20 protein-coding genes are annotated in these 22,254 nt (G+C 71.2%); 8 read left to right on the plus strand and 12 right to left on the minus strand.

Translation table 11 applies throughout. The features are described from left to right. Positions 1–68 precede the first annotated feature (68 nt). Together AB0M18_RS03860 and AB0M18_RS03865 are read left to right on the plus strand one after the other, a co-directional pair. Positions 69–683 carry a helix-turn-helix domain-containing protein gene (locus tag AB0M18_RS03860; RefSeq protein WP_365755482.1) on the plus strand — a complete coding sequence of 205 codons (615 nt, stop codon included), beginning with the start codon at positions 69–71 and terminating at the stop codon, positions 681–683. Positions 684–687: 4 nt separating this feature from the next. After that, on the plus strand, positions 688–1,440 hold the full coding sequence (locus AB0M18_RS03865; protein ID WP_365755195.1) for a tyrosine-protein phosphatase: 753 nt from the start codon (positions 688–690) through the stop codon (positions 1,438–1,440). Between the two features lie 91 nt (positions 1,441–1,531). On the opposite strand, the gene AB0M18_RS03870 is transcribed toward AB0M18_RS03865, so the two are convergent. Together AB0M18_RS03870 and AB0M18_RS03875 are read right to left on the minus strand one after the other, a co-directional pair. Continuing rightward, a complete protein-coding gene (locus AB0M18_RS03870; RefSeq protein WP_365755196.1) occupies positions 1,532–1,762 on the minus strand; it encodes a hypothetical protein in 231 nt (76 codons plus the stop codon). 92 nt (positions 1,763–1,854) lie between these two features. Further along, on the minus strand, positions 1,855–2,880 hold the full coding sequence (locus AB0M18_RS03875; protein ID WP_365755197.1) for an ATP-dependent 6-phosphofructokinase: 1,026 nt from the start codon (positions 2,878–2,880) through the stop codon (positions 1,855–1,857). A 280-nt stretch (positions 2,881–3,160) separates the two neighbouring features. Here AB0M18_RS03875 and pta point away from each other — a divergent pair, with 280 nt between their 5' ends. The 3 genes from pta to pyk all read left to right on the plus strand — a co-directional run bounded on the left by pta (position 3,161) and on the right by pyk (position 7,978). Further along, positions 3,161–5,242 carry a phosphate acetyltransferase gene (pta, locus tag AB0M18_RS03880; protein ID WP_365755198.1) on the plus strand — a complete coding sequence of 694 codons (2,082 nt, stop codon included), beginning with the start codon at positions 3,161–3,163 and terminating at the stop codon, positions 5,240–5,242. Beyond that, positions 5,239–6,462, plus strand: coding sequence for an acetate kinase (locus tag AB0M18_RS03885; RefSeq protein ID WP_365755199.1), 1,224 nt, complete (start codon positions 5,239–5,241; stop codon positions 6,460–6,462). The genes pta and AB0M18_RS03885 overlap by 4 nt, the downstream gene beginning before the upstream one ends. 82 nt (positions 6,463–6,544) lie before the next feature. Next, entirely contained in the window at positions 6,545–7,978 is a 1,434-nt protein-coding gene (gene pyk, locus AB0M18_RS03890; RefSeq protein ID WP_365755200.1) for a pyruvate kinase, read from the plus strand. A 109-nt stretch (positions 7,979–8,087) separates the two neighbouring features. Here pyk and AB0M18_RS03895 read toward each other — a convergent pair whose 3' ends face one another. From AB0M18_RS03895 to AB0M18_RS03910, 4 genes are all read right to left on the minus strand, one after another. Further along, positions 8,088–9,383: a hypothetical protein gene (locus AB0M18_RS03895; protein WP_365755201.1), complete on the minus strand. Its 1,296-nt coding sequence runs from the start codon at positions 9,381–9,383 to the stop codon at positions 8,088–8,090. After that, a complete protein-coding gene (locus AB0M18_RS03900) occupies positions 9,373–9,993 on the minus strand; it encodes a DUF6114 domain-containing protein (protein ID WP_365755202.1) in 621 nt (206 codons plus the stop codon). Before AB0M18_RS03900 ends, AB0M18_RS03895 begins: the two co-directional genes overlap by 11 nt. A gap of 125 nt (positions 9,994–10,118) precedes the next feature. Next, entirely contained in the window at positions 10,119–10,787 is a 669-nt protein-coding gene (locus AB0M18_RS03905) for a DUF6230 family protein (RefSeq protein ID WP_365755203.1), read from the minus strand. Positions 10,788–11,389: 602 nt separating this feature from the next. Further along, positions 11,390–12,358, minus strand: coding sequence for a tetratricopeptide repeat protein (locus tag AB0M18_RS03910; RefSeq protein WP_365755204.1), 969 nt, complete (start codon positions 12,356–12,358; stop codon positions 11,390–11,392). A 289-nt stretch (positions 12,359–12,647) separates the two neighbouring features. On the opposite strand from AB0M18_RS03910, the gene AB0M18_RS03915 reads away from it, so the two are divergent. Then, a complete protein-coding gene (locus AB0M18_RS03915) occupies positions 12,648–13,286 on the plus strand; it encodes a TetR/AcrR family transcriptional regulator (RefSeq protein WP_365755205.1) in 639 nt (212 codons plus the stop codon). Between the two features lie 79 nt (positions 13,287–13,365). Here AB0M18_RS03915 and AB0M18_RS03920 read toward each other — a convergent pair whose 3' ends face one another. The 3 genes from AB0M18_RS03920 to AB0M18_RS03930 all read right to left on the minus strand — a co-directional run bounded on the left by AB0M18_RS03920 (position 13,366) and on the right by AB0M18_RS03930 (position 16,036). Continuing rightward, entirely contained in the window at positions 13,366–15,066 is a 1,701-nt protein-coding gene (locus AB0M18_RS03920; RefSeq protein ID WP_365755206.1) for a methylmalonyl-CoA mutase family protein, read from the minus strand. Between the two features lie 84 nt (positions 15,067–15,150). Continuing rightward, positions 15,151–15,483 (minus strand): DUF3817 domain-containing protein, encoded by a 333-nt coding sequence (locus AB0M18_RS03925; protein ID WP_265864787.1) that lies wholly within the window; start codon positions 15,481–15,483, stop codon positions 15,151–15,153. A gap of 43 nt (positions 15,484–15,526) precedes the next feature. Continuing rightward, positions 15,527–16,036: a MarR family transcriptional regulator gene (locus tag AB0M18_RS03930; protein WP_093874040.1), complete on the minus strand. Its 510-nt coding sequence runs from the start codon at positions 16,034–16,036 to the stop codon at positions 15,527–15,529. 231 nt (positions 16,037–16,267) lie between these two features. On the opposite strand from AB0M18_RS03930, the gene AB0M18_RS03935 reads away from it, so the two are divergent. Next, positions 16,268–17,287 (plus strand): glycoside hydrolase family 6 protein, encoded by a 1,020-nt coding sequence (locus AB0M18_RS03935; RefSeq protein WP_365755207.1) that lies wholly within the window; start codon positions 16,268–16,270, stop codon positions 17,285–17,287. 1 nt (position 17,288) lies between these two features. On the opposite strand, the gene AB0M18_RS03940 is transcribed toward AB0M18_RS03935, so the two are convergent. The 3 genes from AB0M18_RS03940 to AB0M18_RS03950 form a co-directional block, all read right to left on the minus strand. Continuing rightward, positions 17,289–19,271 carry a kelch motif-containing protein gene (locus AB0M18_RS03940; RefSeq protein WP_365755208.1) on the minus strand — a complete coding sequence of 661 codons (1,983 nt, stop codon included), beginning with the start codon at positions 19,269–19,271 and terminating at the stop codon, positions 17,289–17,291. A 3-nt stretch (positions 19,272–19,274) separates the two neighbouring features. Continuing rightward, positions 19,275–21,110, minus strand: a complete 1,836-nt coding sequence (locus tag AB0M18_RS03945; protein WP_365755209.1) for a cellulose synthase catalytic subunit — start codon at positions 21,108–21,110, stop codon at positions 19,275–19,277. A gap of 91 nt (positions 21,111–21,201) precedes the next feature. Then, positions 21,202–21,720, minus strand: a complete 519-nt coding sequence (locus AB0M18_RS03950) for a MarR family winged helix-turn-helix transcriptional regulator (RefSeq protein ID WP_365755210.1) — start codon at positions 21,718–21,720, stop codon at positions 21,202–21,204. A gap of 82 nt (positions 21,721–21,802) precedes the next feature. Here AB0M18_RS03950 and AB0M18_RS03955 point away from each other — a divergent pair, with 82 nt between their 5' ends. Beyond that, positions 21,803–22,252, plus strand: a complete 450-nt coding sequence (locus tag AB0M18_RS03955) for a hypothetical protein (RefSeq protein WP_365755211.1) — start codon at positions 21,803–21,805, stop codon at positions 22,250–22,252. Positions 22,253–22,254: the final 2 nt, after the last annotated feature.

The following is a 22,254-nucleotide window of genomic DNA, read 5'->3' on the forward strand; positions in this document are numbered from 1 at the left end:
GCCGGGTGCACCATCCCTCCCCACCCTTCAACGCCCTCGCCGCGCGCCGCCTGCGCGAGGGCCTCGGCATGGCCCCCGGCCATGTCGCCTACGGACTCCGCGCCCAGTACGGCCTGTTCGTCGCCCCCGAGACCGTCATCGCCTGGGAGCGCGGCCGCGCCGCGCCCACCTCGCAGGAGCTCACCGCCCTCGCGGGCGTGCTGTGGTGCTCCCCCGCCGAGCTCCTGATGGCCGCCACCACCCTGCGCGAGCACCGGATCGCCCGCGGCCTCGTGCCGGAGGACCTGGCCCGGCTGGTGGGGCTCGACCCCGCCGCGTATCTGCGCATGGAGGAGTCCGGCGGCTGGCGCGGCAACGAACGGCAGACCGCCGCCCTCGCCGAGGTCCTCGGCCTCGGCCCGCGCGAGCTGCTGACCGCGACCGGTGGCGACGAGAAGCTGTCCGGTCTGCTGCGGGACGCGGCGACGACGCGCTGGCAGGCGTACGTGAAACCGGTCGGCAAGCTGCTGCCGCTGCCCCGGCGGGCGGTGGAGCAGGCGCTGCAGCGGCTGCACACCGAGTACCACGCGCGGATGGCGGCGACCAGCAGCTGGGGCGCGTCGGGTGCGACGGGCGACGAGGGCCGGGCGTACCTGGACGGGATCATGGACCATTTCTGGGAGACGGTCGCGCCTCTAGGCTGACCGCGTGAGACGACACATAACCTTCGAACGGCTCCACAACTTCCGTGACCTGGGCGGCTATCCGACCGCCGACGGAGGGAGCGTGCGGTGGGCGACCCTCTACCGCTCCGACTCCCTCGGCAAGCTCGCCGGCCCCGACGCGTGCGCCTCCGATCTGGAGCGCTTCCGGGAGCTGGGCATCGCGACCGTGATCGACCTGCGCTACCCGTCGGAGATCGCGCACCGCGGCCGCCACCCCGAGAGCGAGCCGCAGAGCTGGCACAACCTGAGCATCGAGCACCGCCCGTACGACCAGGTCGACCGCGCCCCGGACCCCGACCCCTGGCGCTTCCTCGCCGACCGGTTCGGAGAGGTCGCCCTCGACGGCGCCGCCGAGATCCGCAGCGCTCTGGAGATCATCGCCACGGCGGAGGGCCCCCTGGTCTTCCACTGCGCCGCCGGCAAGGACCGCACGGGCCTCATCGCCGCCCTCGTCCTCGCCCTCCTCGACGTCTCGGACGAGGACGTCGTGGCGGACTTCGCCCTGACCGAGCTCGCCACCGCCCGCTTCGTCGCCGACTGGAAGTCGGCCCACCCCGACCGGGAGCTGCGCTGGAACGGCTTCGGCCGCGCCCCCGCCGACGTCATGCGTCTGTTCCTCGCGGATCTGCGGACGGAGTACGGCTCGGTACGGGAGTACGTCACGGGCCACGTCGGCCTGGACGGGGAGGTGATCGAGGCGCTGCGGGCCCGGCTGGTGGAGCGGCCGGCCGTCTAGTCGGCGGGCTCGGACGCGAAGAGCCGTCCCTTCGCGTCCGCCCGGCACGGCGCCTGCGTCAGGGGTGCGCCCTCGGTCCCGGGGGTGCCGGTCACCGTGACGCGGGCGTCCGAGCGGCCGGGGCCGTGGTCACCGGGCCATCGGGCGGGCCGCCGCGGTGCGGCGGGGTGCCGCCGCGGACCAGGGCGACGACGCTGACGGCGGCCAGGACGAGGCCGGCCACCCCGATCGCGCCGACCAGTCCGAGCCGCCACCGCCCGCGCGGCTCCGGCTCGGGCTCGGGCTCGGTGCCGCTCGGCCAGTCCGGCTGTTCCACCCCCACCGCCAGCTCCCTCCGACGGCCCCAGCCTTGTGGATCGCGGCGCCGGGCTCAAGCAGGGATTCGGCCGGGACGGCTCGGGTCTCGGGAGCCGGTCAGAAGACCGACTCGGCCTCCCGCATCCGGTCCTCGGGCACCGTCTTCAGCTGCGTCACGGCCTCCGCCAGCGGGACCATCTCCACGTTCGTGCCGCGCAGCGCCGTCATGTTGCCGAACTCCCCGCGGTGCACGGCCTCCACCGCGTGCCAGCCGAAGCGGGTGGCGAGCACCCGGTCGTACGCGGTCGGGGTGCCGCCGCGCTGGACGTGGCCGAGGATGACGGGCCGGGCCTCCTTGCCGAGGCGGCGCTCCAGCTCGTACGCGAGGGCCGTGCCGATGCCCCGGAAGCGCTCGTGGCCGAACTGGTCGATCTCGCCCTTGCCGTAGTCCATCGTGCCCTCGGCGGGGTGGGCGCCCTCGGCGACGCAGATGACGGCGAACTTCTTGCCGCGGGCGAAGCGTTCCTCGACCATCTTGACCAGGTCGGCCGGGTCGAAGGGCCGCTCGGGCAGGCAGATGCCGTGGGCGCCGCCGGCCATGCCGGACTCCAGGGCGATCCAGCCGGCGTGCCGGCCCATCACCTCGACGACCATGACGCGCTGGTGGGACTCGGCGGTGGTCTTGAGCCGGTCCATCGCCTCGGTGGCGACGCCGACGGCGGTGTCGAAGCCGAAGGTGCGGTCGGTGGAGGAGATGTCGTTGTCGATGGTCTTCGGCACTCCGACGACCGGGACGCCCGCCTCGGACAGCATGCGGGCGGCGGTGAGGGTGCCCTCGCCGCCGATCGGGACAAGCGCGTCGAAGCCGCTCTTCTCGATCAGCTCCTTGGCGTTGTCGCAGGCGGCGCGGAAGCGGGCGCGCTCCAGGCGGGAGGAGCCGAGGATGGTGCCGCCACGGGCGAGGATGCCGCTGACGGCGTTGAGGTCGAGGGTGCGGTAGCGGCCGTCGAGCAGGCCCGCGTAGCCGTCCTCGAAACCGATGACCTCGTCGCCGTAGTGGGTGACGGCCCGGTGCACGACGGACCGGATCACCGCGTTCAGACCGGGACAGTCGCCGCCCGCTGTCAGTACTCCGATGCGCATCGTGCTCTGTCTCCTGCTCGGTAGTGGTACGGGTGAGCCGTTGTCGATTCTCACACGGTCGGCGGTGCCGAGGCGCTCGCCGCCGCACCGCCGACCCGGCCCCGTCGGGCCGTCCGGGACCTTCCGAGGCCTTTGGTCCCGGGGTTCCGGGCCCTTCGTCCAGCGGGCGTCGTATCGAGCCGCAGGGGTATTGTCAAGAGGGCATTGCCGCCCTATCGGTGGTTTTTACATCCACCAGGCTGACAAGTAAGCCGCTCGGATTCGGACAGGAGACCACGGCGTGACGCGCAGCGTGTACGTGACCGGGATCGACCGCGGAGACGGCCGCCAGGTCGTCGAGCTGGGAGTCATGGAGCTCCTCACCCGCCAGGTGGACCGGGTGGGGGTGTTCCGGCCGCTGGTGCACCACCGCCCGGACCGCCTCTTCGACCTGCTGCGCAGCCGCTACCGGCTCACCCAGGACCCCGCCACCGTGTACGGCATGGACTACCACGAGGCCTCCGACCTGCAGGCCGAGCGGGGCACCGACGAGCTGGTGTCCCAGCTCGTGGACCGCTTCCACGCGGTGGCCCGCGACTACGAGGTGGTGCTCGTCCTCGGCACCGACTTCGCCCACACCCAGCTGCCCGACGAGCTGGCCCTGAACGCGCGCCTCGCCAACGAGTTCGGCGCCTCGGTGATCCCGGTGGTCGGCGGCAAGGGCCAGCCCGCGGAGTCGGTGCGGGCCGAGGCGCGCAACGCCTTCCGCGCGTACGACGGACTCGGCTGCGACGTGCTCGCGATGGTGGTCAACCGGGTGGCCGCCGAGGACCGGGCGGGGATATCCGAGCGGCTGGCCGCCCGGCTGCCCGTCCCCTGCTACGTACTCCCGGACGAGCCGGCCCTCGCCGCGCCGACCGTCTCCCAGATCACCCACGCGCTCGACGCCACCGTGGTCCTCGGCGACGACGCCGGGTTCGCCCGCGACGCCCTCGACTTCGTCTTCGGCGGCGCGATGCTGCCGAACTTCCTCAACGCCCTGACCCCCGGCTGTCTCGTGGTCACCCCCGGCGACCGGGCCGACCTGGTGATCGGCGCGCTCGCCGCGCACTCGGCCGGCACCCCGCCGATCGCGGGCGTGCTGCTCACCCTCGACGAGCGGCCCAGCGACGAGATCCTCACCCTGGCGGCCAAGCTCGCGCCCGGCACCCCGGTCATCTCCGTGCCCGGCTACAGCTTCCCCACCGCCTCCGAACTCTTCGCCCTCGAAGGCAAGTTGAGCGCGGCCACGCCGCGCAAGGCGGAGACCGCGCTCGGCGTCTTCGAGCGCCACGTCGACACCGCGGACCTGCTGCGCCGTATCTCGGTGGCCCGCAGCGGCCGGGTCACCCCGATGATGTTCGAGCACGAACTCCTGGAACAGGCCCGGGCCGACCGGCGCCGCGTGGTGCTTCCCGAGGGCTCCGAGGAGCGGGTGCTGCGCGCCGCCGACGTGCTGCTGCGCCGCGACGTGTGCGACCTGACCCTGCTCGGCGACGTCGAGGTGATCCGCAAGAAGGCCGCCGACCTGGGCATGGACCTCGGCGACACCCAGCTGATCGACCCGCAGACCTCGGAGCTGCGGGACTCCTTCGCGGAGAAGTACGCGCGGCTGCGCGCCCACAAGGGCGTCACGGTGGAGCTCGCGTACGACGTCGTCTCGGACGTGAACTACTTCGGCACCCTGATGGTCGAGGAGGGTCTGGCCGACGGCATGGTGTCCGGCTCGGTGCACTCGACGGCCGCGACGATCCGCCCGGCCTTCGAGATCATCAAGACGAAGCCGGAGGCGTCGATCGTGTCGTCGGTCTTCTTCATGTGTCTGGCCGACAAGGTGCTCGTGTACGGCGACTGCGCGGTCAACCCGGACCCGAACGCCGAGCAACTGGCCGACATCGCCGCGCAGTCGGCGGCCACCGCCGCCCGCTTCGGCGTGGAGCCGCGGATCGCGATGCTGTCGTACTCCACCGGCACCTCCGGTTCCGGCGCCGACGTCGACAAGGTGCGCGAGGCGACCAAGCTGGTCCGGGAGGCGCATCCGGAGCTGCGGATCGAGGGCCCGATCCAGTACGACGCGGCCGTCGAGCCGTCCGTGGCGGCCACCAAGCTGCCCGGCTCGGAGGTGGCCGGCCAGGCCACCGTGCTGATCTTCCCGGACCTCAACACCGGCAACAACACCTACAAGGCCGTGCAGCGCTCGGCCGGCGCGGTCGCCGTCGGCCCGGTCCTGCAGGGTCTGCGCAAGCCCGTGAACGACCTCTCGCGCGGCGCGCTCGTCAGCGACATCGTCAACACCGTCGCCATCACGGCGATCCAGTCCCAGCCCCAGGAGCCCCCGGCATGACGACCCCCACCCGCGTACTGGTCCTCAACTCCGGTTCCTCGTCGGTGAAGTACCAGCTGCTCGACATGCGCGACGACCGCCGCCTGGCGCAGGGACTCGTGGAGCGGATCGGCGAGGAGACCTCGCGGATCGTGCACACCCCCTTGCAGGGTGGCGAGAAGCGGGAGAAGAACGGGCCGATCGCCGACCACGCGGCCGCGCTGAAGGCGGTCGCCGAGGAGCTGGCGGCGGACGGCCTCGGGATGGACTCCCCCGAGCTGGCGGCGATCGGCCACCGGGTGGTGCACGGCGGGCTGCGCTTCACCGAGCCGACCGTCATCGACGAGGAGGTGCTCGCGGAGATCGAACGCCTGGTGCCGGTGGCGCCGCTGCACAATCCGGCGAACCTCGTCGGCATCCGTACGGCGATGGCGATGCGCCCGGACCTGCCGCAGGTCGCGGTCTTCGACACCGCCTTCCACACGACCATGCCGGAGTCGGCGGCGCGGTACGCGATCGACGTGGAGACCGCGGACGCGCACCGGATCCGCCGCTACGGCTTCCACGGCACCTCCCACGCGTTCGTCTCCCGGGAGACGGCGAAGCTGCTCGGCAAGGAGCCGGAGGAGGTGAACGTGATCGTGCTGCACCTGGGCAACGGGGCCTCCGCCTCCGCGGTGCGCGGCGGCCGGTGCGTGGACACCTCGATGGGTCTGACCCCGCTGGAGGGCCTGGTCATGGGCACCCGCTCGGGCGACATCGACCCGGCGGTGACCTTCCACCTGAAGCGCGTGGCGGGCATGTCGGCGGACGAGATCGACGTACTGCTCAACAAGAGGTCGGGCCTGGTGGGGCTGTGCGGCGACAACGACATGCGGGAGATCCGGCGCCGCATCGACGAGGGCGACGAGCGGGCGGCGCTCGCCTTCGACATCTACGTGCACCGCCTGAAGAAGTACATCGGGGCCTATTACGCGGTGCTCGGCCGGGTGGACGCGGTGGCGTTCACGGCGGGGGTCGGCGAGAACGCGGCGCCGGTGCGGGAGGCTGCGATGGCGGGCCTGGAGGAACTGGGGCTCGCGGTGGACGCGGACCTCAACTCCGTGCGTTCCGACGAGGCCCGGATCATCTCGCCGGTGTACGCGCGGGTGGCGGTCGCCGTGGTGCCGACGGACGAGGAGCTGGAGATCGCGCGCCAGAGTTACGCGCTCGTTCTGGAAGGGGCGGGCTCGAACGAGTGAACGCCTGAGCGGCCCCCTGCCCATTTGTACATTCCACCAGACGGAATATTCCGCAGTGAAACAAACCGATAGGATCCGCCGTATGCGCCGTTCCAAAATCGTCTGCACGCTGGGCCCCGCCGTCGACTCCTATGAGCAGCTGAAGGCTCTCATCGAGGCCGGCATGAACGTGGCCCGATTCAACATGAGCCACGGGACCCAGGCAGAGCACCAGGAGCGGTACGACCGTCTCCGCAGGGCCGCCGCGGACACCGGCCGCGCCGTCGGCGTGCTCGCCGACCTCCAGGGCCCCAAGATCCGTCTGGAGACCTTCGCCGAGGGCCCCGTCGAGCTGGTGCGCGGTGACGAGTTCACCATCACCATCGAGGACGTCCCCGGCGACAAGTCCATCTGCGGCACCACGTACAAGGGCCTGCCCGGAGACGTGTCCAAGGGCGACCAGGTCCTGATCAACGACGGCAACGTCGAGCTGCGCGTGGTCGAGGTCGAGGGCCCGCGGGTGAAGACCATCGTCGTCGAGGGCGGGGTCATCTCCGACCACAAGGGCATCAACCTGCCCGGCGCGGCGGTGAACGTCCCGGCCCTGTCCGAGAAGGACGTCGAGGACCTCCGCTTCGCGCTGCGCATGGGCTGCGACATGGTCGCGCTGTCCTTCGTCCGCGACGCCGCCGACGTCAAGGACGTCCACAAGGTGATGGACGAGGAGGGCCGCCGGGTCCCCGTCATCGCCAAGGTCGAGAAGCCGCAGGCCGTCGAGAACATGGCCGAGGTGGTCGCCGCCTTCGACGCCGTCATGGTGGCCCGTGGCGACCTCGCCGTCGAGTACCCCCTTGAGCGGGTCCCGATGGTGCAGAAGCGTCTCGTCGAGATGTGCCGCCGCAACGCCAAGCCGGTCATCGTCGCCACCCAGATGATGGAGTCGATGATCACCAACTCCCGGCCGACCCGCGCCGAGGCGAGCGACGTCGCCAACGCCATCCTGGACGGTGCGGACGCGGTCATGCTCTCCGCCGAGTCGAGCGTGGGCGCCTACCCGATCGAGACCGTCAAGACGATGTCGAAGATCGTCGCCGCGGCCGAGGAGGAACTGCTCTCCAAGGGCCTCCAGCCCCTGGTCCCGGGCAAGAAGCCGCGCACCCAGGGCGGTTCGGTCGCCCGTGCGGCCTGCGAGATCGCCGACTTCCTGGGCGGCAAGGCGCTGATCGCCTTCACCCAGTCCGGCGACACGGCCCGCCGGCTCTCCCGCTACCGCGCGCAGCAGCCGATCCTGGCCTTCACCACCGACGAGGGCACCCGCAACCAGCTCACCCTGAGCTGGGGCGTCGAGTCCTTCCTGGTGCCGTTCGTGAACAACACGGACGCCATGGTCGACCTGGTCGACGCCGAGCTCCTGAAGCTCCAGCGCTACAACGCCGGCGACACCATGATCATCACCGCCGGCTCGCCCCCCGGCGTCCCCGGCACCACCAACATGGTCCGGGTGCACCACCTGGGCGGCGCCGCCGAGAGCGCGTGACGTCCCGGGGGCCGTATCGGATCCCATGACGGAAGCCCCCGTCCCTCCTCGGAGGGGCGGGGGCTCCGTTCTGTGCGGCTCCCGGACGGGTGTGTGACGAGCCGGGCGGTTACGCGTTCGGCTCGATCGTGTTGCGCAGGCCCGGGACCCTGAGCGTGCCGCCGAACTGGCCGGCCTGCTTCACCGTGCAGTTGGTGAAGACCGCCCACGGGACGTCGAGCGGCGGCGGGGACTGGGGGCTGAAGGTGACCGGGATGAGGCCGAAGAGGTTGCCCTTCAGCTCCTCCGTGTACATGGTCACCGTGCCGTTGCGGATGGTGGACTTCGAGCCCTGGTCCGAGCGGACGTGTCCGGTCATGCCGGCGGAGTGCACGGTCAGCTGGTGCAGGTTCCAGATGTCCACCTCGTCCGCGGTGAACTTGAGGACCTTCTTGATCTGACCGCTGCCCGTCTTCACCTCGACGATCCCGTGGTACTTGAGACCGCGCAGCTCAAGGGTGCTGGTCTCCAGGCGCCACGGCTCGTCCGGGAGCAGCGGCATGCCGGTCTCCAGCTCCGCCGCGGCGAGCGCCGCCGGGTCGGGCTCGGGACAGGGGAAGCGCGGCTTGGCGCCGTCGGGTATGTCCTCGTCCGTGGTCGGTTCGAGGCCCTTCGCCGATTCGTCGAGCTCCTCGGTGGTGGCGCCGGCCTTGTCGGCGGCGTCCTGGATGGCCGCCTTCGTCTTGTCGACGGCCATGTCGGTCGTCTCCGTCGTCCCGGCGGACTTGTCCGCGGTCGTGCCGGTGGGCGCGGTGGGCGCCTTCGTGGGGGCCGCGGTCGTGGTGGGCGCCTTCGTCGGGGTGGCCGTCGAAGTGGGCGCGGGCGCCGGTGCGGTCGTCGCGTCCGGCCCGTCGAACAGGTCCTTGAGCGCGTCGCCGAGGCCCAGCGGGTCGAGCGGGTTGACCGACTTGGTGGGCGTCGGGGTGGGCGTGGGCGCCGTGGTGGTCTTCGGCGCGAGCGCCTGGACGCCCGTCTGCGGCTGCGCGGTCGCGCCGGAGGTCGCGGTCGGCTTCGGCTCGGCGCTCGCGGAGGTGTCCGGAGCGGGCTCCTCGGTCGGCTTCGCGGTCGCGGTGGCGCTCGCGGTCGGCTTCGGGCTCTCCGTCGTGTCCGGCGTGGCGCTCGGGTCGGCCGTCGGCTCGTCCGAGCGGGTCACGCACGGGCCGGGCGCGAAGGGGATGTCCTTGCTGTCGTCGGCGAGGGCGAGCCGGGGTGCCAGGCCCATGCCCACGATCACCGCGGTGGGCATGGCCGCGAGGGCCATCGCCTTGCCGACCGGCGCGTGGAGCTTGTTCAGGAGGGACTTGCGGGGGGCCGCGTGGCGCGGTCCTCTCTCCGTCCCGGCCGACTGAGTTTCGTCACCCCGCACTGTTGCTCCCGCCGTTGGCTTCGGTCGTGGTCTCGGCCACCGGGGCCTCGGCACCCTGCTGGGGAATCAGCGGCTGCGTCGTACCGGTACCGGTCGTGCCGTCGTGCTCGTGGTGCTCGCCCGGAGCGGCCGGCGCCGTCTCCGGCTGCTCGTACGCCTCCGTCTGCTCGTACGGCTCCGAGTGCTCGGCCCGCTCCGGCTCCTGGGCGGACTCCTCCACCGGCGGGGCCGGGGCCCACGACGCGGACATGCCGCCGCCGACGAGGGCGAACAGGAAGCCGATCACCAGGCCGCCGAAGTTCGACACGGGGATGGAGATGAGTCCGAGCACGATGGTCGCGACACCCGCGAAGACCCGGACGGCAGGCTGGAACCACATGGTGAGTCCGAGCGTGATCAGCAGTACGCCGATGATCAGCGCGCCGGCTCCGGCCGTCGTCTGCATGGCGAGCGTCATGTTGCCGAGCCGCATGTCCCCGTACGGGAGATAGGCGATCGGTACACCGCCGATCATGGTGAAGAGGCCCGCCCAGAAGGGCCGGGTCTGCCGCCAGACCTTGAACCGGTTCTGCAGGGGGACTCCGCGGGAAGCAGTGGACTCGGCGCTCATGGAAAACAGCTCCCTGGAAGCGGTGTTGCTGAGATGGTGGAGAAGAAGGGGTGCTACCGAAGCGGGTGGGGGCCGTACGGGACGGCCCCGCACCCGCACGCGTCAGTCCTGGACGGACGTCGGCATCAGTAGCACTCGACGCCGGCACCCTTGCCGCGCTGCAGCGACAGGTCGAGGTTCGGCAGCTGGAAGGTCGCGGCGGTGGTGGCCCACGCCCGCTGCCTCACGTCGGTGAGCTTGGCGTCCTCGGCACGCTGGCCGAAGCCGAACGGGTTGGCCTTGGTGTTCGGCTGGATGCCCGGCTTGCCCGGAACCACCTGGCCGTTGACCTTGTTGAGGTCACCCGCCGCGACGCCGATGTCGATGTTGCCGAACTCGGCGTCGGCCTTCAGCTCGGCGACATCGAGGTAGATGCCCTTCGCGTAGACCGGCTTCTTGTCCTCGGTGCCGGCCCGCAGCACCAGCGTGACGTCGCCGACGAACGGAACGTTCGGCGTCACGACGGACTGGCACATGTTGGTGATCCAGGCCTCGGAGAAGCCGGACACCGCGACAGGCTCCGCGAAGTCCTTGCCGTCGAGCTTCTTACCGGCGTCGACGCTGCCGTACTGGACGAAGTTCTTGCCGACGAGGCTGTCGGCCTTGACCTTGAAATCCTGGCCGGAAATGCTGAACGACGCGGCGAGCGCGCCCTGGGCGAGGCCGACACCGATCGCGGCCGTCGCGGCCACGCTCGGCACCATGACGACGGCGAACCGCTTCCATCTGGTCCCGCCACGAACCTGGGACTTCATGAGAATTCCTCCTTCTCGGACGTACATCTCCGGGTGGGCCCAGGGGCCCGTCCTGGGATGGGAGAAGTGCTACGTCCTCGGGAAGGAGAGCGCCGAGGGCTCAGGCGGCACGACGCGCGTCCGAATCACCGGCGATCACCCCCGAGCGACAACCACTGGCCACGCGGTGCGCGGCCGGATTGGACAGGCCCTGCCGGTCAGAGCAGGAACCCCCCTGTCCACGACCGGCGGCGTCGCCGCCGGCCCGCTCGGTGGGGACCCTTCGCCGCGTCAGTCGGCGGGTAGCCGGGCTGGTGCGGTGTCGGACCGAGCGTCGCCGATCGTGGTCCATTACGGGCGCCCGCACAAGGGGGTTCGTTACTCGCTAGTAACGGCCTGATAACCACGGCACGACGGGCCGACATCGGACGGCCACACAGGGTGCCGCCGTGCGACATGACAAAGGAGGATGAGGGCGGAGAAAGACGGACAGATTTGCGGGTTCGATTTACTGCAAGTAACAGCGGCCGCGATTACCAAGTTTTGGTAAAGCGCGGCCGCCGAATGTCACCGTGTCGCCAAATCGTCCCGTTGCGGGAGGGGTCTCGACCGCCGGAACACGGTCAGAACAGGGCGCTCGCCAGGGCCTGCCGGGCCGCCGTCACGCGCGGGTCGTCGGCGCCGATCACCTCGAAGAGCTCCAGGAGTCGCAGCCGGGCCGCGTCCCGGTCCTCGCCGGCCGTGCGGCGCACGGCGTCGACGAGCCGCCCGAAGGCGTCCTGCACATGCCCGCCCACCAGGTCCAGGTCGGCGGCGGCGATCTGCGCGGCCACGTCGGCCGGGTTGTCCGCCGCGTTCTTGCGCACCTGCTGCGGGTCCACGCCCTGCACCCGGGAGAGCAGTTCGGCCTGGGCGAGCCCCAGCTTGGCCTCCGGGTGACCCGGGTCGTCGGCGAGCACGTTCTTGTACGCCTGGACGGCGCCGGCCAGGTCGCCCGCGTCGAGCGCGGACATGGCCGCCTCGAGCAGCGCGTCGTACGGGCCGGCCGGCACGGCGGCGGCGCCCTCGTCACCGGGCGCGTCCGGGGCCACCTGGATACCGGTGAGACCGAAGCGCTCCTCGGCGACCTGGACCAGCTGGTCGAGGGTCTGGCGGATCTGCGCCTCGGGGGCCGCACCCTGGAAGAGCGGCAGCGCCTGACCGGCGACCACCGCGAAAACGGCCGGAATTCCCTGGATGCCGAACTGCTGCATCAGCATCTGGTTGGCGTCGACGTCGACCTTGGCGAGCAGGAACCGCCCGTTGTACTCGACGGCCAGGCGCTCCAGGAGGGGGCCGAGCTGCTTGCAGGGCTCGCACCACTCGGCCCAGAAGTCGATGACGACCGGGACCTCGGCGGACCGCTGGAGCACATCGCGCTCGAAGCCGGCCTCGTCGACGTCGATCACCAGGGCGGAAGGGGCGACGGCGGCCGTGCCGCCGTGCCGGGCGGCCTCGGCGCGCGCCGCCTCGGCCTTCGCCTTGGCCTCGCCGGCCGCCTTCACCGCGGCGAGGTCGACGACGCCGCTCATGGACATGTTTCGGGGCTGCATGGCTATATCCTCCCCCCTCCGCGCGCGTAACCGGAAAGCCATGGCCGAACCGCGCCGTCCGGGGCGGGACGATGCGGTTCCGTGCGGGTGCGCTGCGCCGGGTCCCCACCCGGCGCGGTGGTTGTCGCTGAGGCTTCCCCCGAGGACTTCGTCCAGGGGGGACCCCCAAGCCTTTCGCTACGGGTCGTAGCGTAATGGCAGCGGCCCCGGCGTGGGGCGGGGGCGGTGGTGAACTGGCTCACATCGCCCGCCCCTGGCGCAATACCTACTGACGGGTATGGTCGCGTCCATGTGTAGCCGCACCCGTTCCCGAAGCCGAACCGGACGACCGCGCTCCGCGGAGGCCGACACGGCCATCCTGGAGGCGACCCGGGCGGCCCTGGTGGAACTGGGCTGGTCCAAGCTCTCCATGGGCGATGTCGCGACCAGGGCCGGGGTCGCCAAGACCACGCTCTACCGGCGCTGGGCCAACAAGAACGAACTCGTCGTGGACGCCGTCGCCGTCCTGTTCGACGAACTCGAACTGCCTGATCTGGGTTCCCTGCGCGCCGACATCGAAAACGTCGTCCTGCAGTTCGCGGCGCTCCTCGAACGCCCCGAGACCAAGACCGCCCTGATGGCGGTGGTCGCCGAGTCCACCCGCGACGAACCGCTCCGCGAGCGGATCCGCGGCTCCATCGTGGACCGCCAGAAGCGCCTGGTCCTGGAGGGCCGCCAGCGCGCGCAGGAACGCGGCGAACTGCCCGCCGAGCGCGACCCGGAGACCATCGCGGCCGGCGACGACCTGATCTTCGACGTGGTGGCCGGCGCGGTGGTGCACCGCGCCCTGGTGAGCGCCGAACCGGTCGACGAGGCCTGGGTACGGCGTCTGTCCGCGCTGCTGATCGGCGGCCTGGGCGCGGTGGACGAGGCCGGCCGGGCCCACTGAAGACGGCCGGAGACAAGCGGTAGGACGAAGGGGCGGTACGGGAACTCCCGTACCGCCCCTCGCGCCTCGCGGCGGGGTCCTAGAAGCCGGCCGGCTCCGTGTAGACACCCCACTCGTCGCGGAGCACGTTGCAGATCTCGCCGAGCGTGGCCTCGGCCCGTACGGCGTCGAGCATCGGCGGGATCATGTTGTTCCCGTCCCGGGCCGCCGCCAGCATGGCGTCGAGGGCGGCGCGGACCGCGGCCTCGTCCCGGCGGCCCTTGCGGTCGCCGAGCACCCGGACCTGCTCCCACTCGACCTCGTGGCTGACCCGCAGGATCTCCAGGTCGCCGGTGACCGAGCCGTGGTGCACGTTGACGCCGACGACCCGCTTGTCGCCCTTCTCCAGGGACTGCTGGTAGCGGAAGGCGGACTCGGCGATCTCGCCGGTGAACCAGCCGTCCTCGATGCCGCGCAGGATGCCGGAGGTGATCGGCCCGATCGGGTGCTTGCCGTCCGGGTGGGCGCGCAGACCGCGCTCCTTGATCTGCTCGAAGATCTTCTCGGCGTCGGCCTCGATGCGGTCGGTGAGCTGCTCGACGTACCAGGAACCGCCCAGCGGGTCGGCCACGTTGGCGACGCCGGTCTCCTCCATCAGCACCTGCTGGGTGCGCAGCGCGATCTCGGCGGCCTGCTCGCTGGGCAGCGCCAGGGTCTCGTCGAGGGCGTTGGTGTGGAGGGAGTTGGTGCCGCCGAGGACGGCCGAGAGGGCCTCGACCGCGGTGCGCACCACGTTGTTGTACGGCTGCTGCGCGGTGAGCGAGACACCGGCGGTCTGGGTGTGGAAGCGGAGCCACTGCGCCTTGTCGGTCTTGGCGCCGTAGACCTCCTTCATCCAGCGGGCCCAGATCCGGCGCGCGGCGCGGAACTTGGCGATCTCCTCGAAGAAGTCGAGGTGCGCGTCGAAGAAGAAGGAGAGGCCGGGCGCGAAGACGTCGACGTCGAGGCCGCGGGACAGGCCCAGCTCCACGTAGCCGAAGCCGTCGGCGAGGGTGTACGCGAGCTCCTGCGCGGCCGTCGCACCGGCCTCGCGGATGTGGTAGCCGGAGACCGAGAGCGGCTTGTACGCGGGGATGCCCTGCGCGCAGTGCTCCATCAGGTCGCCGATGAGGCGCAGGTGCGGCTCGGGCGGGAAGAGCCACTCCTTCTGCGCGATGTACTCCTTGAAGATGTCGGTCTGCAGGGTGCCGTTGAGCACCGCCGGGTCGACGCCCTGGCGCTCGGCGGCGACCAGGTACATGCAGAAGACCGGGACGGCGGGGCCGGAGATCGTCATCGAGGTGGTGACGTCGCCGAGCGGGATGTCCTTGAAGAGGACCTCCATGTCGGCGGCGGAGTCGATGGCGACGCCGCAGTGCCCGACCTCGCCGAGCGAGCGCGGGTCGTCGGAGTCGCGGCCCATCAGGGTGGGCATGTCGAAGGCGACCGAGAGCCCGCCGCCGCCGGCGGCCAGGATCATCTTGTAGCGCTCGTTGGTCTGCTCGGCGTTGCCGAAGCCGGCGAACTGGCGGATGGTCCAGGTGCGGCCCCGGTAGCCGGTGGGGTGCAGACCCCGGGTGAAGGGGTACTCACCGGGCCAGCCGATGCGCTCGAACCCCTCGTACGTGTCGCCGGGCCGGGGCCCGTAGACCGGCTCGACCGGGTCCCCGGAGAGCGTGGTGAAGTCGGCGTCGCGCTTGCGGGCCTTGTCGTAACGGGCCTGCCAGCGACGGCGGCCTTCCTCGATGGCGTCAGCGTCCATGCTTCGAATTTACTAGGACGTCCTAGTAAATGTCGATGGCAAACCTCCGCACATACGTGCGGAGGTACGGCCCGGGGGCCCGGATCAGGCCTTGGCGGGAGCCGGCTGCGCGCCGCTGACCAGCGGAAGCGTCTCGGCGACGACCTTGCGCTCGACGAAGAAGGCGGCCGTCGGAATCGTCCCCGAGACCAGCACCCACAGGAGCTTGCCGAACGGCCACTTGGCCTTGGAGCCCAGGTCGAAGGCGAAGATCAGATAGATGATGTAGAGGACGCCGTGGGCCTGGGAGACCGCGAAGGTCAGGTCCTCACCGACGCCGAAACCGTACTTGGCGACCATGCAGGCACAGAGGATGAGGAGCATGACCGCGGTGACGTACGCCATGACGCGGTAGCGGGTCAGCACGCTGGATTTCATGCCGTCGAGCGTAACGGCACGTTCCGGGCGATCTTCGCGCGGGTCAGCCCTCGTCGAAGTCGTGCGCCGCGACCCGCAGCGGGCGCAGCATCGCGAAGATCTCGGCGCACTCCTCGGCGTCGTACGCGCCGAGACCGAACTCCATCTCCATCAGGTCGCGGGTGGCGGCCTCGACCACCTCGCGGCCCTTCTCGGTGATCGACGCGAGCGTGCCGCGCCCGTCGTTGGGGTTGGGCCGCTTGGCGACCAGGCCGGACTTCACCAGCCGGTCGACCGTGTTGGTCACCGAGGTCGGGTGGACCATGAGCCGCTCGCCGATCTTCGACATCGGCAGCTCGCCGGCCTTGGAGAAGGTCAGCAGGACCAGCGCCTCGTAGCGGGCGAAGGTCAGCCCGTACGGCTTGACCACGGCGTCCACCTCGGCCAGCAGGATCTGGTGGGCGCGCATGATCGAGGTGATCGCGGCCATCGAGGGGACCGGGCCCCAGCGCTTCTGCCAGAGTTCGTCGGCGCGGGCGATGGGGTCGAACGGGAGACTGAGCGGCTTCGGCACGCGTCGACCTTACCGACTGGTCATATGGCGGTCAGCCCTGTCTCGCCTTTCGGTCGCATCCGCCGCCGCCCGGACCGCCCACGCCCGCCTGACCGCCCGGACCTCCCCGACCAGCAGGGCCGCGCACGGAATCGCGCTCACGGTGTCGCAACCGGATGCCGCCTGACCGGTATGCCACGATGGCCCGACATGTCACGTCTCGTCGTCCCGTAACCCGACCCTGGGGGCCGGATGTCCCGCCGCCGTCACGTCACCACCGCCGCTCTCGGCCTTGTCACCGTCCTCCTGCTCGCCGGCTGCGCCACGGACGACGACGGACCGGCCTCCCCCGTCGGGCCGCCCTCGGCACGCGGCGAGGCGGCGCCGACCGGCGGCTCGCCCTTCTGGGTCGACCCGGAGAGCGACGCGGCGCGGCAGGTGCGGCAGTACGAGGCGCAGGGCCGCGCCGAGGACGCCAAGGTGCTGCGGCGGATCTCCGAGCGGCCGGTGGCGGACTGGCCGGCCGGCGACGACCCGGTGCCGGACGTGACCCGGGCGGTGAAGGGCGCGGCGCCCGACGAGCGCACGGTGGTCTTCGTCGCGTACAACATCCCGCACCGCGACTGCGGGATGTACTCGGCGGGCGGGGCGCACGACGGGCAGGCCTACCGGAACTGGGTGGACGCCTTCGCCTCGGCGATCGGGGACGCGCCCGCGGTCGTGGTCCTGGAGCCGGACGCGGTGCCGCACGTCGTGGACGGCTGCACCCCGGGCGAGTACCACGAGGAGCGGCTCCGGCTGCTCTCCGAGGCGATCGACCGCTTCAAGCGGCAGCCGCGCACCCGGGTCTATCTGGACGCCGGCAACCCGGCCTGGATCGACGACCCGGACAAGCTGGTGGAGCCGCTGCGCCGGGCGGGCATCGCCCGGGCCGACGGCTTCGCGCTGAACGTCTCCAACTTCCAGACCAACGACGTCGTACGGGGCTTCGGCGCGGGTCTGTCCCGGCTGCTCGGCGGCACCCACTTCACGGTGGACACCAGCCGCAACGGCGACGGCCCCCTCCCGGGGAACCGGGCGGAGGCCTGGTGCAACCCCCCGGGCCGGGCGCTCGGCGTACCGCCGACGGACCGGACCGGGGACGAGCTGGTCGACGCGTATCTGTGGATCAAACGGCCCGGCGACTCGGACGGCCCCTGCCGGGGCGGCCCGGCCGCCGGTACCTGGTGGCCCGACTACGCGCTGGGGCTCGCGCGCCGGGCGAAGCCGTGACTCAGGCGGAGTCCTCGCTCCCACCGGCCACCTGGATCCACTTCGCCTCGGACGGAACGCCGTCCTGGTCCGTCACGAACAGCATGTACCAGCCGGGCGGGACCAGGGTCCGGTCCTTGGGGACCTCGACGGTGACCGTCACCCCGTCCGGCTCCTTCGTCAGGCCCAGCTCGATCGAGCGCTGTTCGACGTCCGTGGTGTGGGTGACGGCGCTGGGCCGCATCAGCCGGGCCGTGGCGATCCGGGTCGCGTCCCGGGTCTTGAAGGTGGCCCGGCCGTTCTGGTCGAGCTCCTGCGGGCCCTCCCCGAGCACCGGCCGGTTCCCGCCGGCCCGGTGCAGGACGGGCGGGGTGAAGACCTCGATGCGCTGCTCGAAGGTGCCGAGCTTGGTGTTGTCCTTGTTGCTGTAGAGCGGGTCGGAGCCGAAGGTGGCGACCCTGCCGTCCGGCAGCAGCAGCGCCTCGGAGTGGTAGTTGCGCCCGACGGTCGGCTCGGCGGCCTCGCTGAAGGCGTTGCTCCGGGGGTCGTAGAACTGCGACTTGAGGATGTCGCTGCCGCCCGAGCCCCGGTACTGCTCGGAGCCGCCACTGGTGAAGACGGTGTCGTCGGGCATGAGCACGCTGGCGAGATAGCGGGTGCCCTGCGGCAGCGCCGGCCCGTCGGTGAAGACGGGGCTGTCCTTGGACAGGTCGATGATGGAGGTGCGGGCGGTGGAGTTCGGTGACTCGCCGACCCCGCCGCCGCCGAGCACCATGACCTTCTGGTCCTGGGCGGGCGGCAGCATCAGGGAGGCGGAGGTCTCCAGCTGGTCGGGGTCGGTGAGCCCGGGCAGCTTGGTGAAGGCGTTCTTCTTCAGGTCCCACAGGCCCGGTTCGCGGCCCTTGTCGGCGGGGCCGTAACCGGCGTTGGAGCCGGTGTAGAGCAACTTGCCGCCCTTGGTGAGGAAGAGCGCCGGGTAGGTGGGGAAGTAGCGGAAGGGGCCCTTGGACCACTTCTTGGTCTTCGGGTCGTAGATCTCGTTGTCGCCGGGGACGACGTCGCCGACGTCGTTGAGCCCGGACACCGCGAGCACCCTGCCGTCGTCGAGGGTGACGAGCGTCGGGTACCAGCGGGCGTCCTTCATGGGCGCGACGGGGATGTACCGCTCGGCCTTCGGGTCGAACTCGTAGGCCGCCTTGATGCCCTGGAAGTCCTGCTTCTCGGTGGTGAGCTTCTGGGCGAGGCCGTAGACGTTGTCGGCGTCGTCGCCCTTGAGGCCGACGACCTCGTACTGCGCGGCCTCGGTGGTGAGCGCCTGCGGGCCCTCCTTCCTGGCCTCGACGAAGACCCGCGCCTCGGCCGCGGTGACCTTCGTCTTCCAGGGCTTCATCTGGCCGCTCTTGAAGTACGAGATCTCGAACTCGCGCTTGGCCTTGGGCACGGTGACGTCGAACTTCGACACGTACTCGACACCGGACGGGGAACGGAAGACGGTGCCCTTCTTGAGGGTGACCGCCTTGTCGGGACTCTCGTTCTTGACCCGCATGCCGCCGCCGGCCTTCTTCACCTCGCCGTCGAGGATCTCGTAGCGGGCGGTGCCGCCGGCCACCAGGAGCCGCCCGTCGGGGAGCTGGGTGTGGCCGGAGCAGAAGAAGTCCTCCGGGGTGTCGATCTTCTTGAAGGTGTTCTTGACCGGGTCCCACAGGACGGTCTCGAAGGTGCCGGCGTCGAACTTCTTCTGGTTGTTGCCGGAGCCGGCGATGAGCAGCACCTTGCCGGTGTGCAGCAGGGCGGCGTGGATGGCGTTGACCTTGTACTGCTCGGGGACGGCGACCACGCCCCAGGAGCCGTACTTCTTCATGTACTCGGGCTGGGCGATCTTGTACGCGTGGTACTTCTCGCTCGCGAAGGAGACGGCGGCCGGGGCGTTGAGGGCCGCGAGGACGAGGACGGCACCGCTGCCGAACAGGGTCTTCTTGAACTGCTTGGACGGCCGGTAGGCCATGGCTCAGTTCCCTCCGGTCGTCGTGGGCGCGGGCGCGGCGGCGGGCTTCGGTCCGGTGCCGGCGGGGGCCGGGGCGGAGACGCGGGTGAGGCCCTCGGCGGCGTCCGTACGGCCGCGGGCGCGGGCCCTGGCCCGGGCGGCGGCGCGCACCCGCAGCCGGTGCCGGTCGCGGCGGCTGGTGAACGCCCACACCGTGATCGGGGCGAGCGCGATGACCAGGGCGAGCACCGCCCAGGTGCGCATGGCCACATGGGTGTGGCCGAAGTGGACGGAGGCGACGAGGGAGGCGACGAGGATCGCGGCCCAGTAGAGATGGATCCGGAAGGTGAGGATGCGGTCGGGGCTGGCCTCGCCGCCCTTGGGGGTGACCACGAACCGGCCGCGGGTGCGGAGGAGCGCGGAGCCCAGCGACTTGAGGTAGATCGGCGCGGAGATCGCGGACATCGCCATGCCGGCGAGGCCGCCGGAGCCCTCGGGTTCGTGGGGCGAGACGTTGTGGCGGCGGTTCCAGAGGTAGAGACCGATCTGCAGGGCGACGGCGTCGCTGTAGATCATCAGCCAGACCGAGGAGGAGACCTGGGTGCCGGAGGCGCCGAGCCACAGGAAGAGGACACAGGAGAGGATGCCGAGGAGCCAGTTGACGGCCGTCATCGGGTAGTAGACGAGCATCAGCGTGTAGTTGAGGAGCCGTCCGGGCGGGGTCCGGAAGGGTGCCTTCCAGTACTGCCTGAGCAGCGTCTCGTAGGTCCCGCGGGACCAGCGCAGCTGCTGGGTGAAGAAGTCGGTCCAGGAGGCCGGTCCCTCCCCCACGGCGAGCACGTCCGGGGTGTAGACCGAACGCCAGAAGCGGCCGGTCAGCGGGTTGCGGCGGCGGTGCAGCTCGAAGCCGGTGGCCATGTCCTCGGTGATGGAGTCGTACAGGCCGCCGATCTGCCGGAGGGCGGAGATCCGCACGATGTTGTTGGTGCCGACGAACATGGGGGTGCGGTAGCGGTTGCCGGCCCGCTGGATGAGCGCGTGGAAGAGGAACTGCTGCGACTCGGCGGCCTTGGTGACGGCGGAGGTGTAGTTGCCGTACACCTGCGGGCCGACGACGAAGGCGATGTCGGGGTCGCGGAAGTAGCCGAGCATCCGCTCCAGGAAGTTGGGCAGCGGCACGTGGTCGGTGTCGACCGAGGCGAAGAACTCGTAGGCGTCGCCGTGCATGGCGAGCCAGGCGTTGTAGTTGCCGTGCTTGGTGCGGGCCTTGTGGACGCCCTTCCTGCGGTTCCACTCGGGCACACCGGCCCGGGTGAAGTGGCGGACCCCGAGCTCCTCGCAGAGCGCCTTGGCGTCGGCGTCGTCGCCCTCGTCGAGCAGCCACACGTCGAGCGGCCCGTCGTGCCGCAGCCGCACGGCCCCTTCGAGGGTGGCCCGGACCATGGAGAGCGGCTCCTTGCCGGGCACGTACGTGGTGAGGAAGGCGACCCGGGTGCCGGGCTCGGCGTGCACGGGTATCGGGTCACGGGCGACGAGGGTGGCGTGCGCGATCGAGGTGACGTTCACCAGCATGAAGAAGCAGATCAGCCCGATCGCCACGAGCATGACCGTGTCGTACGGCACCCGCCAGACGTCGTCCCCCTCGCGCACGGTCCAGTGGGTGGGCCACACGAGGTACGCGAGCAGCAGTGCCGACAGGAGCGGGGCGAGCCCCATGAGGAGGACGGCTCGTATTCGGTGCGGCTCCTTCGAGAGCAGACTCCGGTACCGCACCTGGTAGGGCCCGTTCGCCTGATCCGGTTCCGTGAGGGGACCGGCGAGTCGGCTGTAGGTGTCGTAGTCGTAGCCTCCCGGCCGCACGGTGCCTCCAGCTGTCGTCGAACCTGTCGATAGCCCTACAAAAAGGGACATTCATCGGCGTGTCGACTGGAAGCGTCCGAGTGAGGGGTTTTCAGAGACCGCGATCCTCTGGGCGCGACGGGTGACGGGCGACCCGGGGAGCCGAGCCGACCTCCCGTCCGAAGCCCTCGACGAAGGCGGTGAGCAGCCGGGCGAACTCCACCCGGTCGGCGTCCGGCCAGCCCGTCATCGCGCGGGCGAAGACCTCCTCACGGAGGCGGCGGGTGCGGTCGAGCCGGCCCCGGCCCTCGGGCGTGAGGGCGAGCAGGGTGCGGCGGGCGTCGGCGGGGTCGGGGGCGCGGGTCAGCCAGCCCTCCTCGGCGGCGCGGAGCACGAGGCGGCTGGCCCGGGGCTGGTCCGCCCCGAGGGCGGCGGCGACGTCCGAGACGGAGCAGGCCCCGTCACGCTCCTCGACGGCGTCGAGGACGCCGAAGAGGGTGGGGTCGACGGGCCGGTCCTCGCCGCCGGGCGGGGCGAGGCGCCCGAGGGAGCGGCGGGTCTGGCTGCGGCGGATGGCCACCATGGCGCGCTCGACGGCGGTGAGGGCTTCCCGCTGTTCCTTGTCCGACATGCATGCTAGTTTACAACTGTTGTAAAACGACATGGATCTACGGGGATCTACGGGGATCTACAGGGATCGGGGTGCACGCACCATGGAAGACGTCCGCACGCAGCGCCCGCTCGGCCACTGGCTGAAGCACATCGACGGCGCGATCGAAGGCGCCATGGCCCGCCTCTTCGCCGAGGAGGGCCTGACCCGCCGCGACTGGCAGATCCTCAACACCGTCTCGTACGAACCGGTCCCCCTGAGCCGGATCGACGAGTCCCTCGCGCCCTTTCTCTCCCCCACCGCCCCGACCGTACGGCCCCGGGTCGACGCCCTGACCGCCCGCGGCTGGACCGTCCTCGCCCCCGACACCACGGTGACCCTCACCGACGAGGGCCACGCGGCCCACCGCCGCATCGCCGCCCAGGTCGCCGCCCTGCGCACCCGGATCACGCAGTGCCTGTCGCGCGAGGAGTTCGGCACGCTCATGACGCTGCTCCAGCGGCTCGGCGAGCACGTCGACACGGTGACCACGGAGCCGGCCCGAGGCGCGTGACG

Origin of the sequence: Streptomyces sp. NPDC051909 (assembly GCF_040681095.1) — a bacterium.
Taxonomy (GTDB): domain Bacteria; phylum Actinomycetota; class Actinomycetes; order Streptomycetales; family Streptomycetaceae; genus Streptomyces.

Coding starts and splice junctions, on each gene's coding strand:
- AB0M18_RS03905 (WP_365755203.1), bottom strand. CDS start 10,787: ATGAAGTCCCAGGTTCGTGGCGGGACCAGATGGAAGCGGTTCGCCGTC.
- AB0M18_RS03925 (WP_265864787.1), bottom strand. CDS start 15,483: ATGAAATCCAGCGTGCTGACCCGCTACCGCGTCATGGCGTACGTCACC.
- AB0M18_RS03915 (WP_365755205.1), top strand. CDS start 12,648: ATGTGTAGCCGCACCCGTTCCCGAAGCCGAACCGGACGACCGCGCTCC.
- pyk (WP_365755200.1), top strand. CDS start 6,545: ATGCGCCGTTCCAAAATCGTCTGCACGCTGGGCCCCGCCGTCGACTCC.
- AB0M18_RS03935 (WP_365755207.1), top strand. CDS start 16,268: ATGTCCCGCCGCCGTCACGTCACCACCGCCGCTCTCGGCCTTGTCACC.
- AB0M18_RS03860 (WP_365755482.1), top strand. CDS start 69: ATGGCCCCCGGCCATGTCGCCTACGGACTCCGCGCCCAGTACGGCCTG.
- AB0M18_RS03875 (WP_365755197.1), bottom strand. CDS start 2,880: ATGCGCATCGGAGTACTGACAGCGGGCGGCGACTGTCCCGGTCTGAAC.
- AB0M18_RS03900 (WP_365755202.1), bottom strand. CDS start 9,993: ATGAGCGCCGAGTCCACTGCTTCCCGCGGAGTCCCCCTGCAGAACCGG.
- AB0M18_RS03940 (WP_365755208.1), bottom strand. CDS start 19,271: ATGGCCTACCGGCCGTCCAAGCAGTTCAAGAAGACCCTGTTCGGCAGC.
- AB0M18_RS03920 (WP_365755206.1), bottom strand. CDS start 15,066: ATGGACGCTGACGCCATCGAGGAAGGCCGCCGTCGCTGGCAGGCCCGT.
- AB0M18_RS03910 (WP_365755204.1), bottom strand. CDS start 12,358: ATGCAGCCCCGAAACATGTCCATGAGCGGCGTCGTCGACCTCGCCGCG.
- AB0M18_RS03885 (WP_365755199.1), top strand. CDS start 5,239: ATGACGACCCCCACCCGCGTACTGGTCCTCAACTCCGGTTCCTCGTCG.
- AB0M18_RS03955 (WP_365755211.1), top strand. CDS start 21,803: ATGGAAGACGTCCGCACGCAGCGCCCGCTCGGCCACTGGCTGAAGCAC.
- AB0M18_RS03950 (WP_365755210.1), bottom strand. CDS start 21,720: ATGTCGGACAAGGAACAGCGGGAAGCCCTCACCGCCGTCGAGCGCGCC.